Origin of the sequence: Natronococcus jeotgali DSM 18795 (assembly GCF_000337695.1) — an archaeon.
In the GTDB taxonomy this organism is placed as follows: Archaea; Halobacteriota; Halobacteria; order Halobacteriales; family Natrialbaceae; genus Natronococcus; species Natronococcus jeotgali.
In genome coordinates this window covers 22,643-41,462 of the sequence record NZ_AOIA01000008.1, presented here as the reverse complement: position 1 = coordinate 41,462, position 18,820 = coordinate 22,643, and the positions used below count along the sequence as shown (strand labels likewise).

The window sequence follows — 18,820 nt, the reverse complement described above, 5'->3', positions numbered from 1 at the left end:
CCGCCGTACAGGGGCGCGAGCGGGTCGAAGCTCGTCAGTTGTCCGCCGACGACCGATCCGAGCGCTGCACCGAGGCCAATCGCCGTCCCGGCCGCGCCCATATTTCGGCCGTGGCCGCCCGAAAGGTCCATCAGCATCGTGATCGACAGCGAAAACGCGCCAATCGTGAACGCACCGCCAACGACACGCAATAGCAGCACGACACCAAACCCGAGCTCGAGGGTGGGTGCGGACGCGACTACTAGATAACTCGCTGCACCACCCACAGCACCAAGCACGACAAGCGGGGACCGAGTGCCGAGCGAATCACTCACGATACCCCACAGAACGGCACAGACGACGAACGCTCCGAACTCGGCGACCAGGAACCACGTCCCCGCGAGAAGGCTCTCACCGCCATCTAGCACTGAGACGATTTCGTCAAGCCCTGGATAGAGAAAGACCTGTGAAACAAGGACACTCCACACGACGAGCGCAAGTCGGGATCGTTCACTCATAGAGACAAATTCCTCGCAGCGGCTGCAGTCTGACTATTGGTATCGCTCCTGTGGATTCGGCTACACCAGTATGGAAAGCTGCTCGCAGACGGGAAGTAGCGAATGAGACGAGCGGACACTGAAGAGTACTGATTACTCGGTATCGACTAACGACCCGAACAGTTCTTCGGCGTCCGCTGGTACGTCGAAGTCATGGAAGTGCTCCCCTTTCTCTTTCGTGAGAATGTTGAGTGCGGCTGCCGCACCGTCACCTGCGGAGATAACTGCCTGCCACTCTTCGGCGCGGATCATTGCGCCCGTCGCGTAAGCGTTCTCGACCGACGTTTCCATTGTTACGTCCGCATCGACGACGTCTTCATTGGTGAGAGAGCAGCCCAGTTCATCTGCGAGATCGCGGTTCGCCCCTGTCGCTAACACGACGTAATCTGCAGTGTACTCATCATCGTCTGTGGCGACGCGGAACCCATCGTCGGTTGTCGAAACAGATGTGACCTCGGTGTCCTGATACCGGGTGACGCCGAAATCATCGACCTGTTCGCGGAGCGTAGCCATGTAGTTCGTTCCGTCAATTGACCCGATGCCAGGGTAATTGAACAGGTGGGCCTTGTGCATCCACGTCTCGTCAGTGTCGAAGACAGTCGTTTCAAGGCCGTTCTTCGCCGTGAATAGCGCGGTACTGAGGCCAGCCGGACCGCCACCGATAACGAGCACGTCTGCCATACTAGCTAATTACTCAGTCAGTGCGAAAAATCTTCTCAATACCATCGGTATCTGACCGTAAGCAGGCACATATTCGGAAACCATCCCTGAGCAGTTCCCATATATAATCTGCCAGTTAGTACGAATAAGGAGCTAAACTAACTAAATCCTCAAATTTTCACGTTGGAGACGTGACGTTCTTATTATAAAATAGATATAAAAGCATCTGTTTTATGCGAATAGAGCACCAATTCCATATACATTGGGCGACACAGTCTCAACGTCTGCCTCCCCCGGGAAGATGAGACTACAGGCCGTTTAGCAGGCTGGTTATCGGTGAATTCGTACAAATCAGTCTAGGGGCGATCTTTCAGACCCCCTCTTAGCCGCTAATTCCTGTTAGTTTTAGAAGGGGTTCGGCGCTTTTCCGAGGGAGCTTCCAGTGTCGCCACTCAAAACCACTCTTCCACGCGGGTAGAGGGGCTCTTTACCCGATCCCGGTCTCCTTTTTCAACAGCGTGAGCGTATTCTCCGCCGTTACGAGTGGAGGGGATTCGTACTCGCCAGTCACAGTGTGCCCATGCAGACAGGATTCTTGCCTTACAGGGTGATCTGTTCCCCGTCTTCGGGAACGAGAACGTCCTCCGTCTCCGAGCGCAACTCGTCGCGTGAGAGAAGGCAGTGATTGATGGCTTCCATATGAACGACAGCCACCGTCGCGTCGGTTGCCTCGCGGACGGCGGTGATGTCGTCGACGCCCATCGTGATGGGGTCACCTTGTTCGAACTGTGCTTCGCCACCGTTGAGAACGACCAGGTCGGGATCGAACTCCTCGAGCGTTTCCTCGACCGGCTCGTACCAGATCGTGTCTCCGGCAACGTACACTGTCTCGCCGCCCTCGAATACGAACCCCGAGACAGGGCCCATTCCCTCGGCCAAGTCGCCGTGTCCGTGGCGTCCCGGAGTTCGATGGATCGTTACATCGTCGAAGGAGGTTTCGTCGTCGACGGGTCGCACGTCAGTGAATCCCTCGTCAGCGAAGTCGTCCGCCTCTTCGGGCTGACAGAAGAGTGGGACATCTGCGTCGAGTTCTTTTTTCGCCGCCTCATCCCAATGGTCGGGGTGACGATGGGTGACGACGACTGCGTCGTAGTCGAGGTCGATGGCGGGCAGCGGAACGAGCGGGTTCCGGCGTTGGTTCTCTGTCGTGAGGAATTCGGGAACCCCCGGGCTATCCGTCACGGTCGGCATCTCGCCTTCCGGCGTAAACATCGGATCAACAAGGAACGTCGTCGTGTCGACGGTCACGAGGACAGTGGCGTTCCGTACGAGTTGAACACTGAAGTCGGAGTTAGTCGTCATACACGAATCCCCTTGGAGAGACAGCGGGTTGGGATTTACTTCAAAATATTTCAACTGCACCGCCTCCGAACGAGATGGCCGGTCATCGAATGAACTCGACATCCTCGAGATCGAGGTCGACGTCGATATCCATCGAGTCTGCCGCGAACTGGTGGGCCAACCACGCCTCGGCCCGGTTGAGTCGGTACTGGAACGTCGAACTCGAGACGTTGACTTCGGTTGCGATCTCGGTGACCGACCGCTGTCGGGGGACTTCGTAGTACCCATGTTCGATGGCGGCTTCGAGCGCTGCCTTCTGTTCGAGCGTGAGGCTCTGCTGGACGCGACCGTCGTTGAGGAGACACGGAGGCGTCCCAAGACGTTCGACAGTGAGCGACAACCCGTCTCGAAGGTTCTCGCGGATGTCATCGTGCATCGCTGCCACCGTCTCGTCGACGAGTAACGTCCAGCGGAACTGGTCGCTGCGGCGCTCGGTCCGCATCATTAACCCCTCGCCGACGTGCTTCGCGGCGACAAGTGGGATCGACCGTGGGCCATCACCCTCCCTGCGGAGTGAATATATCTTCCGCGACTCGTCGTTCGACGACAGGATGTCGTAGTTCCACTTGGTGATCGGTGCACCACACATTCCAGTCGCATTCGGGTCGTTGGCGACGCGTTCCAATCGGTCGTCGAACTCATCAAGAACGTCGGTCGGGCCCATGATCTTCTCGATTCCCCAAACGGACTCGCTGGTCGCGTTAATCTCCATCGACCGCGCGTACAGGTCTGGATTCTCGATAAAGAGGTCCATCACCTCGTCAGCCCCGTTCTCGTACTCGACGGTAAAGATGACCTCGCGCATGATCTCCTACCCCTTGTACTCTCTCACCGCGTATAATCGAGTTGGGATCTTTCAACCCTTGTGCGATGGGCACCGAGAGCGGCGTCGTCGATCAATGCGCACTTTCTCTGTGTCGGCTCTTCCGGTGAAGACTCGACGAAACGAAGTGACGGAATGGGTGACGAGTCCATATGCAGTGGGTGACGCAGTTTCAACTTCTACAGTAGTTCCGAGCCAGAAGTCAATCTGCGAATACGACCATCATCCCACCTTGCAAATGAGTGCTCTGATGCTTTCCGTGCTGGTACCGGACTGGTGAACGAACGATCGTTCATGAGTATCGAAGCCACCAATGCACACGAATCGGAGAACGGACTCGCCGGCGCCGTCGATCGCATTCTCGATAAGGGGCTAGTCATCAATGCGGACGTCACGATTGATGTCGCCGGAACAGAACTCCTTGGAATCAAGGTCCGGGCGGCACTGGCGTCGTTCGAGACGGCAGCGGAATACGGCCTCGAGTTCCCTGCTGGAACGGAAGAGACGAAAGCCTACGCCGAAGCTCGAGCCCGAAATGAAACGTGTCCACAGTGTGCGAAACGAGTCGAGAAAGAGGTCCTGCTCAACGAGGAGTGCCCGTGGTGTGGCTGGCGAAGCGCCCGCTCGAAGCGCCGGGAGACGAAGATCGAGGCGGAACAACCACTGACCGGTGTCGACAGGGAGGACCGATGATCCGCCGGTCGAACGCGCACACTCGCTCACTCAGGACCCATGACTACAAGTGAACTTGACCACGTCGGTCGCGTTCTCTCCCGAGCGGAACTGCAACGATATCGCCGACACCTCCGAACGACGGCGGACGATCCGACTACCATGGATAGAGAGTTGGAACCGCTTACTGGGGACAATCGACGTCAACTCGTCGAACGAGCGTACACTGAATCTGAGTCTGCCAGACGAACGATCGTTCGAGTCATCAGAACGGTCGACGCGTTGCAATCTGCACTCGGAGTGTCTCAGAAAGCGGTGGTATACGAGTTTCTGCGGGTACTCGACGACCGCAGCCTTGCCGTTCTCGAGTACTGCTGGCACAACGAGCATGCGTCAGTCCGAGAACTGACGACGCTGATTGGAGCGGCGACCGACATGGAAACTCTTACCGTAGTTCGAGAGCGGCTCAATGTAACCGCACGAAAAACCCTCGACAAGCCGGTACTCGAGTTCAAACGGCGGGAGATCGACTCTCGGACCGGTTCAGTAGTCACGTTCGAGTGGTGGTTCACTGGTGAGCCAAACGATCATCCTGCTCTCGAGTCGTTACGCAACGAGAAGGTGATCGTTTCATGACGATCGAAGTCGACGAGGAGGAACTTGAGCAGGGGCTACTCGGGCTCATCATGGCGCTCGTCGAGATTATCAAGGAGGNGTTCTCGACGACGAATCCGCCGAACAGCTTGGCCAGTCACTGATGGACCTCGAGGAGACAATTCAACAGATTGAGGAGGAACAGAACATCGAGGAGACGGCTTCGGAGACGAAAGATCAGCTTGATCGAACGGTCGATGATGTTCTCAACACGGCGCTCAACCCCGCTGAGTGGGCTCGTGAAATCGAAGCACAGGAGAGTGACTCCGTCGAAACGGTCGACAACGGCGTCTCCGAGGGAGAGCTATCTCCAGCAGCGGCCAGCGAAGGGGAAGACGAATGATTGAGAGCAAGTATACCTACTGTATCGTCAGTGCGACGGATGAGGACCGACAGACACTCGGGACGGGAATCGACGAGGAGCCTGTGTCCGTCTTCGTTCAGGACGGCATCGGCGCTGTCGTCCACGATTGTCCATCGGAAGCGTACGATACCGATGACCGATCGCAGGCAGAAACGTGGGTCAAACAGCACAATAGAACAATCGAGCGCGCGGCGAATGCGTTTGGAACGCCGCTCCCGATGACGTTCGATACAATTTTCGAGGACGAATCATCCCTCCGAACGTTTCTCGTCAAGCACCAAAGCCAGATACGGAGCAGATTGGATGTTCTGGCCGGAACAGAGGAATACGGCGTCCGGATCTACTGCGAAGAGGATGTACTACTCAAGGAGAGCGACCCTGTCTCCGACTCACCTGATTCCAGTGACATCGGTGGGATGGCGTACTTCGACCAGAAGAAACGGGAGAAACAGCGCCGACAAGAGATCGCCGAGAACACGAAAAGTCGCTTCCAATCGTACTTCCCGCGAATCGAGTCAGTCGTCGACGAGATCACAGAAGAGGACCTTGAGCGCGAGAACGACGACCGGGGCCGAAACGTGCTCACGGCGTCGTGTCTCGTCGCCGAAGGAGAGATCGACGGACTGAAGCAAGTACTGGGCGATATCGATGACGAACCGGGTGTCGAGGTCGTTTTCACCGGCCCGTGGCATCCGTACTCGTTCGTCGGCTCGCTCGGGAGCGATGCACCCAGCACCGACACTCATGGAACCTGAAACCGAATCGGCCGACGAGGGTCTCGCCGGACTGCTGAATCGCGCGTTAAACAAGGGGGCAATCCTGAATGCTGATCTGCTGATCACCGTTAACGACGTTCCCCTCGTCGCTGTGCGGCTGCAGGCGGCGATCGCCAACGTCGAGACGATGATCGAGTACGGGATCATGACCGAGTGGGAGCCTGCGATGGCTCATATCGATGACGACTATCTCGCCGAGACGCTGGAAACTAACGACGAAGCGGCCGACAGAATCGACGCAGACACCGAACCGAGTGATAGGAGCGACGAACGCGAAAGGCGAGTGACGCCAGTCGAATCGACGGTCGCGGACTCGCGGAATCGCCTGTAGCCCGGATCCGCTCGTCCGATTGGCCGCTATCGATCGAGAGAAACGACGGTAGCGAAGTGACACATTCCGACGAAGGGGACATAGTGGGTTGGCAAAGCCTGACCGGCACCACAGCCGGTCGGTGCCCCTGTCGGAGTCTCCGCCCCATTTCTTAAGGTCCCGAGCGAGGTATATGACATCTACCTGTCTATGGCCGACTCCACTCAGTTCGGTGCAGAGGCGACAAACACCGTCGACGTTATCATGCAGGCGACGTACCGCATCCTCTTGGAACACGGCTATGAGAACCTCTCAATCGCGAAAATCGCAAACGAAGCGGGATTGAGTAAGTCCGCGCTTTACAATCACTACGAGGGCAAGGACGACCTACTGCTGGACTTTCTGAGCCGTTTCCTCGAGTGGTATCTTGATNTGAGTAAGTCCGCGCTTTACAATCACTACGAGGGCAAGGACGACCTACTGCTGGACTTTCTGAGCCGTTTCCTCGAGTGGTATCTTGATACCCCGTTTGACGACATCGACAAGGACCCACAAACGGAGTTGCAGACGTTTATCGATCTCTTCTCCCTTGATTCGGTAGAAACTAATACTTCGGCAGACAGCGCCCTCGAAGCGGGCACAGCTGACGCATTCATCGAACTACGGGCACAAGCGATCCACGACGAGTCGTTCCGGACTGAACTGTTGCACGAGGACGAGGTGATCCGAACTCGTCTCGTTCGGATTATCCAGCAGGGAATCGACGACGGCGTCTTCCGCGACGTTGATCCGGAGTCAGTCGCCGAGTTTATTCTTTCCGCTCTCGAGGGTGCACTGTTCCGGTCCTCACTGTCAGACGACGGTCGAGAGATAGCCGTCTACAATCAGTTAGACGAGTATATCCGGTGTCAACTCGTTTCAAATATTCCCGGAGATGCCCCATAATTTCAGCAGCCTATTCTCGGATCAATACTTAATCGCTGAAACGCACGTTTTGATACCAAGGCACGTGAACAGTCCGTCTTGCAAGTCGACTCCTGTTCAGTGTGTAGACCGATGTAACAGGNGCTCTTCGCCCACTGTCTCAAGAGGATACTGTGTTACGTACAGGCGTAGGCGTTACCGGTGCTGCTATTTACCTCTCCGATAGCTGTCAGAAATGGAGATCTAATCCTCAACTACCGGTAGCTGTGACTGGCACTCTTACTCAAGATATTGACTGATGAGTTGCTCCGTCCCTCGTTGAAGCTGTTCTGAAAGCGATTCCTCACTCATATCCAGTTCATTGGCTAATTCTTGAACAGTGACTTCCCGCGAAGGGTCGTAATAGCCATTTTCATACGCGGCTACGGTCGTTTTTAGTGCTGCTAACCGTGTCCGTGCCTCGCTCGCCGTCATTGGTTCGGTATAGATCGGCGAACCCGGCTCTATATGGCGACCTCCCTCAGTGAGTGGGCCTGCGTCTACAGGTGCGAAACCAATATCTTTGATAAGGTTTGAAACGACCGTCTTTGCTTCATCATCATTCCCTGCGAGAAAGATCGCGAGACGGTCATCTAAATCAGCGTCTGGCCGTTGCCCATCTTGGAGGGTCTTCCAATACGTCTCATTGAATGCCTTGACGACTCTTGAGTCTTTGAGATATTCTGCGATGGTATCCGTATATGTCTCTGCTACGTCCATAACCCCATCACGTGCCGGATAGTAATTTGACGCGCTAATTACAATTTTGCCACTGAGGTCCTCTACAGGAAGTGATTCATAAGCACTGAAAGGAATTGCCTCCATGGCGACCTTGCCGAAGTCGGCTGCTTCAGATACTGTTCCTGCTCGAACGTTCGTTCCAAGCTCATCAACGAGGTCCGTGAGTGTTTCTGGCCCCCGAGAATTACTAACCATGACTTCATGCCCTGCTTCAGCGAAGTTCTGAGCGGCTGTACTTCCAATATTGCCTGCGCCAATAATTCCAATTTTCATCAATGGTCTCCCGTTTCAGTCCTATGAGTGGGAGTGTGAAAAGCTACCAAGTTAGAAGTGTGGTTGCTCCTACCGAGGGTGGAAGTAAGGGAACTGGCTCACCGATCTGGCCCCTCTCGAATTGGACCCTAAAGTATGTGGCCTACTTTACTATTCTCAACTACGGATACTTTTTTCGGAATATCCATTACTACGAATTCCGTAGTAGTGCCATGAGCAAGTCCGAAATAAAGCAGGAATCAAAACAGAGTGGAACGGTTGATGAGAGTACGCTCTTTTCACTTCTTGGGAAGGCACATCCCTTAGCAATCCTCAAGGAGATCGTCACTAAAGACCAGCAGTCAATCCGTTTCAGCGAACTCCAAAGCTCACTTGGACTTTCCCCGAATACGCTCTCTCGACGGCTTGATGAACTCGTCGAAGTTGGGTTTCTTGAGCGAACACAGTATGACGAAATCCCACCCCGAGTGGAATATAGGGAAACAGAAATGGTAGACGATCTCACGCCAGTTTTCCAAGAATTGGAAATGTGGATGGAACGCCACGGATCAGATCAACTTGAGTGTTCCTGAGATTCAGTAGTTCACAAAGCCGTTAGTTGAAATCTGACCGGAAGTTAATGTGAGAAAGTTGAAGTTGCTTCGACCAACTTCCAGCCGCTGATAGTTCTCTTCTACATTCGCGAGTTGAGACGTGAACCGCTCTTGGGTAGCAGTTCGTCATGAAAACACTGTACTGCGTGTAATCAGTACTTCTCTGGGAGCGCCTCCGCTTCCTGCCAATACGTTGTGAATTCGCCCTTCAACTCTTCAACAAGAGTACTCTCGTTTACATGGATCGTCCCAAGGGGTCTTGAGCGAGCAAATGGATCAGTTACGTAGAGGTACAATTCACGTTGATCGATCAGATCAAAGTTTGCTGTAACGGATGGATGAATCCGTGTTTCGACCGAAGTCGTCGCTTGGTGAGTCTCGCGCAACAACCGCATTAGTTGATCTCCCTCATCATACTGTCGGCTGAATATTTTTTAGGCTAGAGTGTGATTCTAGGGTATGGCCACGCTTGACGCCGCCACCCTTGATGACCTCCGCGACGCTCTCGTGGAGGTCGGGGACAAGAAGCCGACACAGCGGCTGATGGCGGTGATCAACTACCTCGAAGAAGACGACGCGACGATGGCAGAGGGAGCTGAACGGTACGGATACACCGGTCCATGGCTATCTCGTTGGGTTGGCCGGCTCGACCGGCTCGCTGATGAGCCGGTCGAGCAAGTCGTCTACGACGATCCGCGTGAAGGCAGACCATCCGAACTCTCTGATGAACAGCACGACCAGTTCGTTGAGGTACTTCACGACTCACCCGAAGAAGTAGGACTAGACGCGCCCGCGTGGTCTGTTCCACTAGCTCGTCACTATCTCTCCGAGGAATTTGACGTTGAGTACTGTGAGCGGCACGTTCGACGATTGATGTCTGAGGCCGGGCTGTCCTGGAAGACAGCCCGGCCGGAGTTCTACAAATCCGACGAGAGAGCCCAAGAAGCCTGGCAAGAAGGCTTCAAAAAAAGCGCAACGACCTGGACGACGAATACACGGTCCTGACGATCGACCAGACGCGACAGGTGCTCTCAACGCTGATCTATGCGTGGTTTCCAGAGGGAGAGCGCCCGTCACTGGCAGTGACGGGCGCGTGGGACAGCATCAAGCTCCTTGGTGCAGTCAGCGATTCCAGCGAGACGTTCTTTCTCCCGTGTGCCGAGAACTTCAACAGCGACACCACAATCCGTCTACTCGATGCACTCCAGGCCGAGTTCGGCGAGAAAATCTGCGTTGTCTTGGACAACGCCTCGTATTTCACGGCGAATGCAGTGCAGGAATTCGTCGAAGACACACCGATCGAACTCTGTTATCTCCCGCGGGGTTCACCGGAGCTGAACCCCGCGGAAGAGTGCTGGAGACAACTTGATCAAGAACTTGGGAACCGTCTATTCGACACACTTGACGACCTTCGTGATGCCGCTCTCTCTGCACTCAACCGCATCGAAGTTCCAGATGTCTTTACGTATTTATGTCCGTGAGTATCAGAAAACCTATCGGACAAGAGAATTCGAACGTGAATCGAATTGTTTTGTAACGAATCCAACCAGGTTTGGAGAGGCTCAACAACGTTCAGAAACTGATGTACTAACCCCGAGTCACCGACAATCAACACCTCATCAGTGGCATCGGAAAAACGCTCAATTTGAGCGTGGATAAACTCTATTTCGGTATCGCGTGTTCTGGTCTCCCGGAAGATGAGACTACAGGCCGTTTAGCAGGCTTGTCGTCGGTGAATTCGGACAAATCAGTCTAGCGGAGATCTTTCAGACGCCCTCTCAGCCGCTAATTCCTGTTAGTTTTAGAAGGGTTTCGGCGCTCTTCCGAGGTAGCTTCCAGTGTCGCCACTCAAAATCACTCTTCCACGCGGGTAGAGTGGCTCTTTACCCGATTCCCGTCTCCTTCTTCAACAGCGTGAGCGTATTTTCCGCCGTTACGAGTGGTGTCTGTTCGTACTCGCCAGTAAACTCGATCTGCACGAGCAGATCGACAGCTCTCCAAATCGAATATAGCAGACAGGCGAACGCGAAGTAGAAGAACCGTAGCACGAAACTTTTCGATGTCATCGCTGCCATGAATCGCTTGATACTCTTGTAGCCGCTCTCGATCTCCCACCAAGAACCATAGAAGTGAACCGCTTCTGGACGGTAGTTGGTCAGTTCGCAACTAGAGTAACGCTGAGTCGGTGTTACGTACAGGGGAACTGCGTATCACCAGAGATCGACCTCCCCTCGTTGCGGTGGCGTGCGCTGTCGACCGACCGAACGTCAGTGAGGGCGGTCGACGATACTGCGCGAGGGATGAACGAACGATCGCAGAGAGTGAGTGAATCGGCTGGGGAGGGCGGGGCAATCACCCGTGTTCGTGCGAGCAGGACTGCTCTCGTCGCACCTACCGCTCAATGTCCCAGCCCCGTTCAGTCCCACCCACCGGTGGTTGCTCGAGGCTGCAGACACGACGCCGGACGCTCCATATGCACTGTCTCTGTATCGGCTCTTTCGGTGAAGACTCGTCGAAACGAAGTGGCGAAACGGGTGACAAGTCCTCAGCCGTCTTCCAAGATTTCTACTGTTCCTCGGGTGCCATCGATCCGTACCCGCTGCCCAGTCTTGATACGGCGCGTTGCTTCCGGTACTGAGACTACTGCTGGAAGCCCGTATTCACGGGCAACAAGCGCACCATGACTCATTCGGCCACCAACTTCTACGACCATACCTGCTGCATTCAGGAATAGTGGTGTCCAGCCAGGATCAGAAGATGGCGCAATGAGAATCTCCCCCCTTTCAATTGTCTCTTTAGAGGGGTCATGAACGACACGAGCAGTCCCTTCGACGACGCCACTCGAAACGCCGGTTCCAACGAGCGCACCATCAGGGATGTCCTCATGTTCGATGGCCGCACTCGGTGCCTCCCCTTCACTTGTCAATACCGGAGGCGCAGCCATCGCTGCGTAACGCNCCATCAGGGATGTCCTCATGTTCGATGGCCGCACTCGGTGCCTCCCCTTCACTTGTCAATACCGGAGGCGCAGCCATCGCTGCGTAACGCTCAAACTCGGCACGCCGGGCCGAGATATCGACGTCAATGGTATCCCCGTCCAGTGCGGCGAAGAGTTCATCTTTCCAAAGGAACCAGACATCATCGATCTCGTTCAATTGTCCTTCAGCGACGAGCGCCTCGCCAGCGTCACGGAGTGCTTCGTGCCATGCTGCGAATAGGTGTGCCGTACTATGTTTGGGGTATTCACGCGTCTGGATATAGCCGCGGTACGTTCGGATGAGTTGTCGGACGAATCGTTTACGCAGAGGTCCAAGAATCCCCTGACCAGCCCGATGTTCGAGTCGCTTGGCTGCTACGTTCGCCTCTCGTTCTAATTGGGTGATGCGTTCTCGATGTTCACCTTTCTCACCGTGTTCGAGGTTGGCTCGAACTATCGCAAGCAGCCCAGAGGGATCCTCGTGCCATCGAGGGCGGCTGACGTCTAGTTCGCCAGTCGCTCGATGACCAAATTCAACGAGAAAGGCGTTAAGTGCATCCCGAAACTCCCTTCCGCCTTCATGCGGTTCGATCCCATTAATCGATGCGCCCTCTCGCAACGCATCAGTGACCGCTGGATAGTCACGCGCCACGTCGGCGAGGTCACCCAGTCCGAGGTTGATCCGCGTCACCAGCTCATCCGGGAAGCCCCGGCCGACATCATTCAACTCCTCGGGAACGTCGGAGAACAAGTGCTGAAGGAGTCCTTCAGCTACCATGGCAGCATACAACGGCCCGATGCGCGGAAAATTGACGAGTGCACTATTATTAGTGTCAAAGGCAGCACGAACACGTTCAGTAGGTGTCTCCGGTGTACGCACGTAGTCTGCTGCCTTCTGTCCCCAGGTGTTCCACCGATCTCTCTCACGCTCTGGGGTCGGCTCTCCGATGAATGCGCCGACGAATCCACTTATTATTGCCGAAGTCATCGGTCGTGCTTGTGTCCGAACCGTACCAGCGACCCGCCGCAGTAGTGTAAGTATCTCACGAGCAGTCCGCTTCGATTGGAACTCTTCGCCACGCCGGGCCACCAAATCCTCGACAGCAGCAGCGAGCGGTTCGCTCGTGGCGGATAGCCACTTCGGAAATCCACGCCGAAGGACACTGTTCCGCAAGAACGGCGTCATATCGATGTAAATTCGCCCGCCGGCCTCCACCGTCCACTGTGTAGTAGCGTCCATTCCCATCTCCACCATCCAGAGCTGGCAGAACTCCATCCAGATGTCCCTGGCGAGCGGCGGCATTGCTTCCGCAAACGCTTGAACATGCCCCATACTGAAGTAGACATGAAGGTGGTCGTCGTCTGGCAGCGGCGATGGGAGAGGGAATAGTGACGTAATCGGGCGGGACTGAACGACATACAATTCTCCCTCGTCAAGACACCATTCGATGTCTTGAGGGTTCTTGAGCAGTGCTTCGATTTTCCCGCCGAGGTCTACAAGGGTCTGAATCTGCTCAACTGTGAGTACACGTGATGTGTGGTCGGTCGAGTCTAGTTCGACCATCTTAGTTCCCCCTTCTGGAGTTGCTCGAACTGCGCTCTGTTGATCTCCAACCTCATATTCGAGAATCTCACCAGTTCGCGTCTCCACACGAATGGTATCTGCGGTCACCTCTCCAGACACCAAGCCCTCTCCGAGTCCAATCCCGGCCTCAATGGAAGCAATGTGGCGGTTACCCGTTTGTGGATCGGCAGTGAAGAGGATTCCAGAGACGTCGGGTTCGACCATTTGTTGGACGACGACAGCGAGCGAAACCTCATCATGGGGGACATCGTTCGTCGCTCGATACGCGATTGCGCGATCAGTATANTCGACCATTTGTTGGACGACGACAGCGAGCGAAACCTCATCATGGGGGACATCGTTCGTCGCTCGATACGCGATTGCGCGATCAGTATATAGACTCGCCATGCAGGTGCGAACCCGATCGGCGATTTTGTCTGCGCCGCGGACGTTAAGGAACGTTTCCTGTTGGCCCGCAAATGACGCCTCTTGGAGGTCTTCGGCTGTCGCGCTTGATCGAACCGCATATGCCTGTTCTGGGTCTCTCGCCATCTCGTTGAGACCGGCCTCGATGGCATCTCGGATCTCCTCTGGTATACTGTGTTTTTGGATTTGAGTGCGCAACGTGCTTCCCACCTCTGCAATTGCCGCTGTGTCTGACGGATCGAGATCGGAGAGCTCGTCGATTGCTGCTTTAATGGCTGGATCGTCGGTTAATTCCTCATACGCAGCAGTCGTCACACAGAATCCCGCAGGTACCGGCAGGTCAGCTTCGATGAGTTGAGCGAGGTGCGCGCCCTTACCACCGACGAGCGCTCGATTCGTTGCCTGGGCGTTATCGAGCGATATAACGTATGTACCGGCCGCACGGGCGTCTTCAATCTCGTTCATGTCTATTCCCCGCAGAATCAGTTCCGTTGGTTAGCCCATCTGCAACAGCGGTGATGAGCGCGTCCCGGATCGCCGAGCAATGGTCCTTACCAATCTCATCCTTATGGTGCGTGATGTATCCTACCGATTCAATCGTACGCGCGTTCATCTTTAGTGCCGTGTGGATCTTTGGGTTTGAAGCCGAGAATTATGGGTCCCACTGAATGGATAGCGATGTCCTTTTCGATTAAATGGCGTTTGTCATAGTTAGTTCCATCTGATTGTTTTCGATCAAGAAGTGGCGATGATATTGACTACCACCAATTTGTTAGTCTCGGTTCCCTTAGACCAGTAGGCTCGTTATCAATTCACCCCTCTTTGCTACCTACTCGACTAATTCGGTGACCTCGTCGGTACGGTTATCACTGACCTTGAAAAATGGCGACAACCTACGCTACCGAATTAAGAAACACGACAAGAACGACTCCCCTGCTATATCTCTACCTTGTAATCAGAACCACTTAAAGATGCCGTGTTGAATAGATGCTGAGTCACGGTTAGAGTGGCTCACAGAGCGGTTCTATGTTTGAGATGGCGAACATCAGGACAATCTCCCGGAACTGCCGATACCAGCCCAGCGCTCGCACGGCATCGCCGAGCGAGCGCTTCGTTGTCGAATACGAACTTTCGGCCATCCAGCGCTGAGAGTAGCCTTTTGCCCGGATGAGTGCGTTGTGTCCGAGCGTCAACGGCCTCGATCCACGCTGTAAGATGAGTGGTTCGACGCCGAGTGCGTAGAACTCGTATTTCGTGACCCAGTTGTGGAACGCTTTGTCGGCGGCCACCGACAGCAGGTCGTCCGCGTTCCGGCGGACGACCTGCGGCCCAGTCTTTGTATCGTGTTTCCACCGGGCAGAGATATGTACGTCAAGGACAGCAAGAGACTCTCTATCGGTTAGCGTCGTCACTTTCAACGTTTGAACGTTACTTCCCGACCGCTGGCGGTAGTACGACGAGGCCGAGCGGCGGTCGAAGAACGTGCTGTCGAGCGCTGCATGGCCGGACTGCGGGTGTTGCTGCGCTGAAACGCGCAGCAACGCCCGCCACACCCACATTTTCAGCCGGTCGAACGATTTGTAGATCGTGCTGTAGTCTGGGAGATCGTCTCGATCTAAGTCGAGGACGTCACGAATCTCGGACATGTACTTCAGCCGATTCGGCGTTTCTCGGTAGCTGTGGCCGTCTTCGAGCCGAAGACAGTGCAGCACGACGTGTTTCCAGCGGGCGAACCCGCCGCTGGCGGGCTCGCCCGCGTGCTTTCCCAATGCTTGTTTGACTAGGCGACGACACTGCTCAACGAAGTCGAGGAGATCGACTTCCATGGACAGAATCGATTTCCTCGGCTTCGCCTTTCTACTCCGTGATATCAGCCGATTAGATCGCTATTCACCTATGGAAATTCTGCTGGCTGACCAAACCACGTTTGCCAAGATAATTCTTCGGGGCGACGAGGGCTTGCTGCATCTGCGAGCGTAGAATCAGCAAGCGGCGAACCGATAGTTACTGAAACAGCCATCAGGCGGGAGACTTCTTGTTTGCGAGAGCAGTCGCTCACGCTGCCACCAACCGGCCAATGAGCGCCGCCCTGGCGGCGCTCAGGCACTCACCCCTGGTGGATCGTACACCTCCTCACGGTCCAGCATGTGATACATTGAAACCAGCAGCTTCCGAGCAGTTGCTACAATCGCTGTTTTCGAGTTCTTCTTTCGATCTAACCGGTTGTAAAACCGGCTGAGATACTCGTCTTCGCACGTATGTACCGCTGAGTACGATGCTTGAACGAGCAGCCACCGGACTCGTCCTGATCCTCGCTTCGAGATGCTCCCCTCAAACCGCGAGTCGCCAGACTCGCGGATTATCGGGTTCAATCCGACATAGCTTACGACCTCTTTGGCCCGGTCAAACCGGTCGATCTCTCCCAACTCTGCGTAAATCGTCAATGCCGTAAAGTAACTCACACCAGGAATCGTCATCAGGAGCTGGGTCTCCTTCAGAGACCCAGCCCGCTCCTCGATCTCTGCTTCCAACGACTCAATCTGTTCAGTGAGTGTCTGAATGAGCTCCAGATACGACTCCAGCAACGCATCCCACGGTGCCGGGAGCGAGAGTTCCGCTAGGAACTCTCGTCCCTTCACACTCAGTGGTTTCACCTCCTGAGTGATCCCGTGATCACTCAACAAGCCATGGATCTTGTTCGCGTACTCGGTCCGGTTCTCAACGAGCTTTTGACGCCCGCGCNCCTCCTGAGTGATCCCGTGATCACTCAACAAGCCATGGATCTTGTTCGCGTACTCGGTCCGGTTCTCAACGAGCTTTTGACGCCCGCGCACAAGTGCGCGGGCTTGCCGAACCTCGTCGGTTGGAACGTAGCTTTCAGGAATTGAGCCTAACCGAACCATCCGAGCGAGTTGTTTCGCGTCGACGCGGTCAGTTTTCTTGTCCGAGTCGGAGATCAACTTTAATTCGCCTGGATTGGCGACGGTCACATCCAGATACTCTGAAAGAGTATCATGGATGTGGTAGTAATTGCTGGTCGCTTCAAGCGCGGCTTTGGACCCAGCGTACTGCTGAGCGAAGTCGTCGAGGTTCGCGTTTTCGACGCGAACCTCTTCAACGATCTCTCCGTTTTGGTCCAGTACCGCGATTTGTGAGTACCGTTTATGTACGTCAATTCCGATGAACATTGGGTTCACCTCGGGACGCCGGTGCGTGAAACAGAGATTCACCTATACGGGCTTTCCCGACTGCCGCCGGGAGCGGCAGTCGGGCTGTAATGCCCAGAACTCGGCTTCCTACGCACTCGGACCAGTCAACACCACGTGCTTCAGAGCACGGAATAGCGCTCGGTCTCTTGCGTCCCATACTTGTTTCACGCTCTCATGGGATAGCAGAATTTCCATCGAGTCAACACGGCACTTAAAGAAGAGACTGTGCTTCAGTCGAATACCTCACCAACGTATTCGTCTTTGAGTACAGGGTCGAAGACTGAATCGAGGAACACAGCGAGAACGTCAAGCCGAAGCAATCAATCCTAGACGAGACGTACAACCGTCGCACAGGCGTCGAACGAACCAATGAATCAGTTAAGGACCGCGGCCTTGGGCGCACCCACGCCCGAGGCCGCGTTCACGCGCGAGCACAAGTGTTTCTCGCGCTGTGTCTGCGCCTCGTTGTCGCAATCACCAACTACGAACGTGGANGGCCGCGTTCACGCGCGAGCACAAGTGTTTCTCGCGCTGTGTCTGCGCCTCGTTGTCGCAATCACCAACTACGAACGTGGAGACAATCCGGGAAGTACCGTGATCACGGTGTGAGAAGACTTCTATGACACCCTCACCTACTTCTGCAAAGGTAAAAGGTACCCTGGAGTGAAATACTCTTCTCGACCACCATCCAAGGTATCAACCATCAGCATACCCTCCCAAGATGGATCTAACGACTTCCTCTTAGTATACGCCAGCTGTGGCGCCACAGAATCCCCTAGACCCCTCACATACAACGTCTTCTTTTCGGAATAGACCTCTTCATAGTCCACACCCGAGTCATCCAAAAACTTCGTGAGAACCTTCGTTACCTCGTGGTCATCCATGTTATCTGATTCAACTTGATCATACCTAATATAATACATGGGACTCAAACGAGTACAGCTATAACAGGACAATCAACATCCTATCAATTCTTCTAACGTCACTCAAGCTTGACCAACCAAAGCCGGAACCGGATTCACATTACTCTTCCTCTCCTGGATCAAGCCCACAGCCTCACAGACAGACATCGAATCGAGATAGAAGAAAACTAGCATGGGGTTAAAACACGGTCTCACAATCATTCTTCACGTGGGTCGTCAACAAGATACCAGAAAGCCGTGGGTTCATGAATGTATTCGATTTTACCTGCTGCATGAAGCTTATCAAGCCGCTTTCCGACTGTTGGGCGCGTTGAATCAAGCTCGTCGACAAGATATCCAGTCGTTGCGTAGCCATCGGTAGATGCGAAAACGTCTAGGACGTCGTGCATCAGTGGGTCAATTCGTAGAGTCACTTTCTGCACTGTAATTCGACCTTGGTTATAGTAACAGAGGTTACCACTTGTCTTTAATGGTCAAAAATACGGCTCCCCTTTACTATTCGTTAAGTATAAATATAGATCCTGCATATCGTAGAGTAAGCACGGATGCCTCGGAAAATCTCTGAGGCCGGTGCTGGCACACCGACCCCGTGCTGGACCTACCAGCACATGAGTATACAACCGCAATCCCACGAAACGGTTTCGGCTCACAGTCGTACCGACCATCGACCAGACTACCTTCTCGTCGGCATCGATACCGAGGACGCACATCCCCTCTACCGTACCACAGATGAAACCGTCCACGTCATCTCCGACAGTGATCGCACCCATCGCTACGACCTCAACACCGTCGATCAGCGTATCAACGACTGGATCGAATACGTCAAAGTCAAACGTGGCTTCCAGAGCCAACACCTCTACTCGAGTCTCACGAACTCACTCTTCGATGCATTCGAAGGTGACGACCAATGAAGGTCGCCACTACTCCCACGCAACTCCTCGAGGGATTCCCAGTC

Annotated in this window: 21 protein-coding genes and 3 pseudogenes; 11 read left to right on the top strand and 13 right to left on the bottom strand. The window is 54.7% G+C overall.

Annotated features, from left to right (window positions below):
• From C492_RS00330 to C492_RS00315, 4 genes are all read right to left on the bottom strand, one after another.
• Positions 1 to 497, bottom strand: a 497-nt coding sequence (locus tag C492_RS00330; RefSeq protein ID WP_152424771.1) for an MFS transporter, incomplete at its 3' end; no start/stop codon positions are given.
• A gap of 132 nt (positions 498 to 629) precedes the next feature.
• Positions 630 to 1,217 (bottom strand): NAD(P)/FAD-dependent oxidoreductase, encoded by a 588-nt coding sequence (locus C492_RS00325; protein ID WP_008419417.1) that lies wholly within the window; start codon positions 1,215 to 1,217, stop codon positions 630 to 632.
• Between the two features lie 579 nt (positions 1,218 to 1,796).
• The gene (locus C492_RS00320; RefSeq protein WP_008419416.1) at positions 1,797 to 2,558 is read right to left on the bottom strand and encodes an MBL fold metallo-hydrolase; all 762 of its coding nucleotides are present in this window, start codon (positions 2,556 to 2,558) and stop codon (positions 1,797 to 1,799) included.
• A gap of 82 nt (positions 2,559 to 2,640) precedes the next feature.
• Complete coding sequence (locus C492_RS00315) at positions 2,641 to 3,402, bottom strand: helix-turn-helix domain-containing protein (protein ID WP_008419415.1); 762 nt, start codon at positions 3,400 to 3,402, stop codon at positions 2,641 to 2,643.
• A gap of 312 nt (positions 3,403 to 3,714) precedes the next feature.
• Between C492_RS00315 and C492_RS25665 the strand changes: the two genes are divergently transcribed.
• The 6 genes from C492_RS25665 (at position 3,715) to C492_RS00285 (ending at position 7,141) form a co-directional block, all read left to right on the top strand.
• A complete protein-coding gene (locus C492_RS25665) occupies positions 3,715 to 4,113 on the top strand; it encodes a gas vesicle protein (RefSeq protein ID WP_008419414.1) in 399 nt (132 codons plus the stop codon).
• A 261-nt stretch (positions 4,114 to 4,374) separates the two neighbouring features.
• Positions 4,375 to 4,728, top strand: coding sequence for a hypothetical protein (locus C492_RS00305; RefSeq protein WP_239643365.1), 354 nt, complete (start codon positions 4,375 to 4,377; stop codon positions 4,726 to 4,728).
• A 121-nt stretch (positions 4,729 to 4,849) separates the two neighbouring features.
• Positions 4,850 to 5,089, top strand: coding sequence for a hypothetical protein (locus tag C492_RS00300; RefSeq protein ID WP_008419410.1), 240 nt, complete (start codon positions 4,850 to 4,852; stop codon positions 5,087 to 5,089).
• Positions 5,086 to 5,865, top strand: a complete 780-nt coding sequence (gene gvpL, locus C492_RS00295; protein ID WP_008419409.1) for a gas vesicle protein GvpL — start codon at positions 5,086 to 5,088, stop codon at positions 5,863 to 5,865. Before C492_RS00300 ends, gvpL begins: the two co-directional genes overlap by 4 nt.
• Positions 5,855 to 6,217 (top strand): gas vesicle protein GvpJ, encoded by a 363-nt coding sequence (gene gvpJ, locus C492_RS00290; protein WP_008419407.1) that lies wholly within the window; start codon positions 5,855 to 5,857, stop codon positions 6,215 to 6,217. Before gvpL ends, gvpJ begins: the two co-directional genes overlap by 11 nt.
• A gap of 189 nt (positions 6,218 to 6,406) precedes the next feature.
• Complete coding sequence (locus C492_RS00285) at positions 6,407 to 7,141, top strand: TetR/AcrR family transcriptional regulator (protein ID WP_008419405.1); 735 nt, start codon at positions 6,407 to 6,409, stop codon at positions 7,139 to 7,141.
• 258 nt (positions 7,142 to 7,399) lie between these two features.
• Here the strand turns inward: C492_RS00285 and C492_RS00280 are convergent, their stop codons facing one another.
• Positions 7,400 to 8,173 (bottom strand): NAD(P)-binding domain-containing protein, encoded by a 774-nt coding sequence (locus C492_RS00280; RefSeq protein WP_008419404.1) that lies wholly within the window; start codon positions 8,171 to 8,173, stop codon positions 7,400 to 7,402.
• A 212-nt stretch (positions 8,174 to 8,385) separates the two neighbouring features.
• On the opposite strand from C492_RS00280, the gene C492_RS00275 reads away from it, so the two are divergent.
• Positions 8,386 to 8,745, top strand: coding sequence for a winged helix-turn-helix transcriptional regulator (locus C492_RS00275; RefSeq protein WP_049892553.1), 360 nt, complete (start codon positions 8,386 to 8,388; stop codon positions 8,743 to 8,745).
• A 173-nt stretch (positions 8,746 to 8,918) separates the two neighbouring features.
• Here C492_RS00275 and C492_RS25995 read toward each other — a convergent pair whose 3' ends face one another.
• On the bottom strand, positions 8,919 to 9,161 hold the full coding sequence (locus tag C492_RS25995; RefSeq protein ID WP_449289492.1) for a DUF7436 family protein: 243 nt from the start codon (positions 9,159 to 9,161) through the stop codon (positions 8,919 to 8,921).
• A 64-nt stretch (positions 9,162 to 9,225) separates the two neighbouring features.
• Here C492_RS25995 and C492_RS21950 point away from each other — a divergent pair.
• A protein-coding gene (locus C492_RS21950; protein ID WP_086009407.1) for an IS630 family transposase occupies positions 9,226 to 10,247 on the top strand; the annotation gives its coding sequence in 2 pieces (ribosomal slippage) (positions 9,226 to 9,729 and positions 9,732 to 10,247; 1,020 coding nt in all).
• Between the two features lie 402 nt (positions 10,248 to 10,649).
• Here C492_RS21950 and C492_RS25050 read toward each other — a convergent pair.
• The 5 genes and pseudogenes from C492_RS25050 to C492_RS00245 form a co-directional block, all read right to left on the bottom strand.
• Positions 10,650 to 10,892: pseudogene (locus C492_RS25050) on the bottom strand (transposase); the annotation flags it as partial.
• Between the two features lie 419 nt (positions 10,893 to 11,311).
• On the bottom strand, positions 11,312 to 11,710 hold the full coding sequence (locus C492_RS24930; protein ID WP_239643366.1) for a PEP-utilizing enzyme: 399 nt from the start codon (positions 11,708 to 11,710) through the stop codon (positions 11,312 to 11,314).
• Positions 11,682 to 14,198, bottom strand: a complete 2,517-nt coding sequence (locus C492_RS00255) for a PEP/pyruvate-binding domain-containing protein (protein ID WP_204365590.1) — start codon at positions 14,196 to 14,198, stop codon at positions 11,682 to 11,684. The genes C492_RS24930 and C492_RS00255 overlap by 29 nt, the downstream gene beginning before the upstream one ends.
• 536 nt (positions 14,199 to 14,734) lie before the next feature.
• Positions 14,735 to 15,559 carry an IS5 family transposase gene (locus C492_RS00250; protein ID WP_008419396.1) on the bottom strand — a complete coding sequence of 275 codons (825 nt, stop codon included), beginning with the start codon at positions 15,557 to 15,559 and terminating at the stop codon, positions 14,735 to 14,737.
• Positions 15,560 to 15,832: 273 nt separating this feature from the next.
• Positions 15,833 to 16,921 carry an IS110 family RNA-guided transposase gene (locus C492_RS00245; protein ID WP_008419393.1) on the bottom strand — a complete coding sequence of 363 codons (1,089 nt, stop codon included), beginning with the start codon at positions 16,919 to 16,921 and terminating at the stop codon, positions 15,833 to 15,835.
• 284 nt (positions 16,922 to 17,205) lie between these two features.
• Here C492_RS00245 and C492_RS21945 point away from each other — a divergent pair.
• Together C492_RS21945 and C492_RS25990 are read left to right on the top strand one after the other, a co-directional pair.
• A pseudogene (locus C492_RS21945) lies at positions 17,206 to 17,436 on the top strand (transposase); the annotation flags it as partial.
• Between the two features lies 1 nt (position 17,437).
• Positions 17,438 to 17,551: pseudogene (locus C492_RS25990) on the top strand (IS5/IS1182 family transposase); the annotation flags it as partial.
• A 23-nt stretch (positions 17,552 to 17,574) separates the two neighbouring features.
• Here C492_RS25990 and C492_RS00240 read toward each other — a convergent pair.
• On the bottom strand, positions 17,575 to 17,826 hold the full coding sequence (locus C492_RS00240; protein ID WP_152424770.1) for a hypothetical protein: 252 nt from the start codon (positions 17,824 to 17,826) through the stop codon (positions 17,575 to 17,577).
• A gap of 236 nt (positions 17,827 to 18,062) precedes the next feature.
• The gene (locus C492_RS21940) at positions 18,063 to 18,254 is read right to left on the bottom strand and encodes a MarR family transcriptional regulator (RefSeq protein ID WP_239643364.1); all 192 of its coding nucleotides are present in this window, start codon (positions 18,252 to 18,254) and stop codon (positions 18,063 to 18,065) included.
• 219 nt (positions 18,255 to 18,473) lie between these two features.
• Between C492_RS21940 and C492_RS00235 the strand changes: the two genes are divergently transcribed.
• Complete coding sequence (locus tag C492_RS00235) at positions 18,474 to 18,776, top strand: hypothetical protein (protein WP_049892547.1); 303 nt, start codon at positions 18,474 to 18,476, stop codon at positions 18,774 to 18,776.
• Positions 18,777 to 18,820 lie beyond the last annotated feature (44 nt).

Coding starts and splice junctions, on each gene's coding strand:
- C492_RS00325 (WP_008419417.1), bottom strand. CDS start 1,217: ATGGCAGACGTGCTCGTTATCGGTGGCGGTCCGGCTGGCCTCAGTACC.
- C492_RS00320 (WP_008419416.1), bottom strand. CDS start 2,558: ATGACGACTAACTCCGACTTCAGTGTTCAACTCGTACGGAACGCCACT.
- C492_RS00315 (WP_008419415.1), bottom strand. CDS start 3,402: ATGCGCGAGGTCATCTTTACCGTCGAGTACGAGAACGGGGCTGACGAG.
- C492_RS25665 (WP_008419414.1), top strand. CDS start 3,715: ATGAGTATCGAAGCCACCAATGCACACGAATCGGAGAACGGACTCGCC.
- C492_RS00300 (WP_008419410.1), top strand. CDS start 4,850: ATGGACCTCGAGGAGACAATTCAACAGATTGAGGAGGAACAGAACATC.
- gvpL (WP_008419409.1), top strand. CDS start 5,086: ATGATTGAGAGCAAGTATACCTACTGTATCGTCAGTGCGACGGATGAG.
- gvpJ (WP_008419407.1), top strand. CDS start 5,855: ATGGAACCTGAAACCGAATCGGCCGACGAGGGTCTCGCCGGACTGCTG.
- C492_RS00280 (WP_008419404.1), bottom strand. CDS start 8,173: ATGAAAATTGGAATTATTGGCGCAGGCAATATTGGAAGTACAGCCGCT.
- C492_RS00275 (WP_049892553.1), top strand. CDS start 8,386: ATGAGCAAGTCCGAAATAAAGCAGGAATCAAAACAGAGTGGAACGGTT.
- C492_RS25995 (WP_449289492.1), bottom strand. CDS start 9,161: ATGCGGTTGTTGCGCGAGACTCACCAAGCGACGACTTCGGTCGAAACA.
- C492_RS24930 (WP_239643366.1), bottom strand. CDS start 11,710: ATGGCTGCGCCTCCGGTATTGACAAGTGAAGGGGAGGCACCGAGTGCG.
- C492_RS00250 (WP_008419396.1), bottom strand. CDS start 15,559: ATGGAAGTCGATCTCCTCGACTTCGTTGAGCAGTGTCGTCGCCTAGTC.
- C492_RS00240 (WP_152424770.1), bottom strand. CDS start 17,826: ATGGATGACCACGAGGTAACGAAGGTTCTCACGAAGTTTTTGGATGAC.
- C492_RS21940 (WP_239643364.1), bottom strand. CDS start 18,254: ATGCACGACGTCCTAGACGTTTTCGCATCTACCGATGGCTACGCAACG.
- C492_RS00235 (WP_049892547.1), top strand. CDS start 18,474: ATGAGTATACAACCGCAATCCCACGAAACGGTTTCGGCTCACAGTCGT.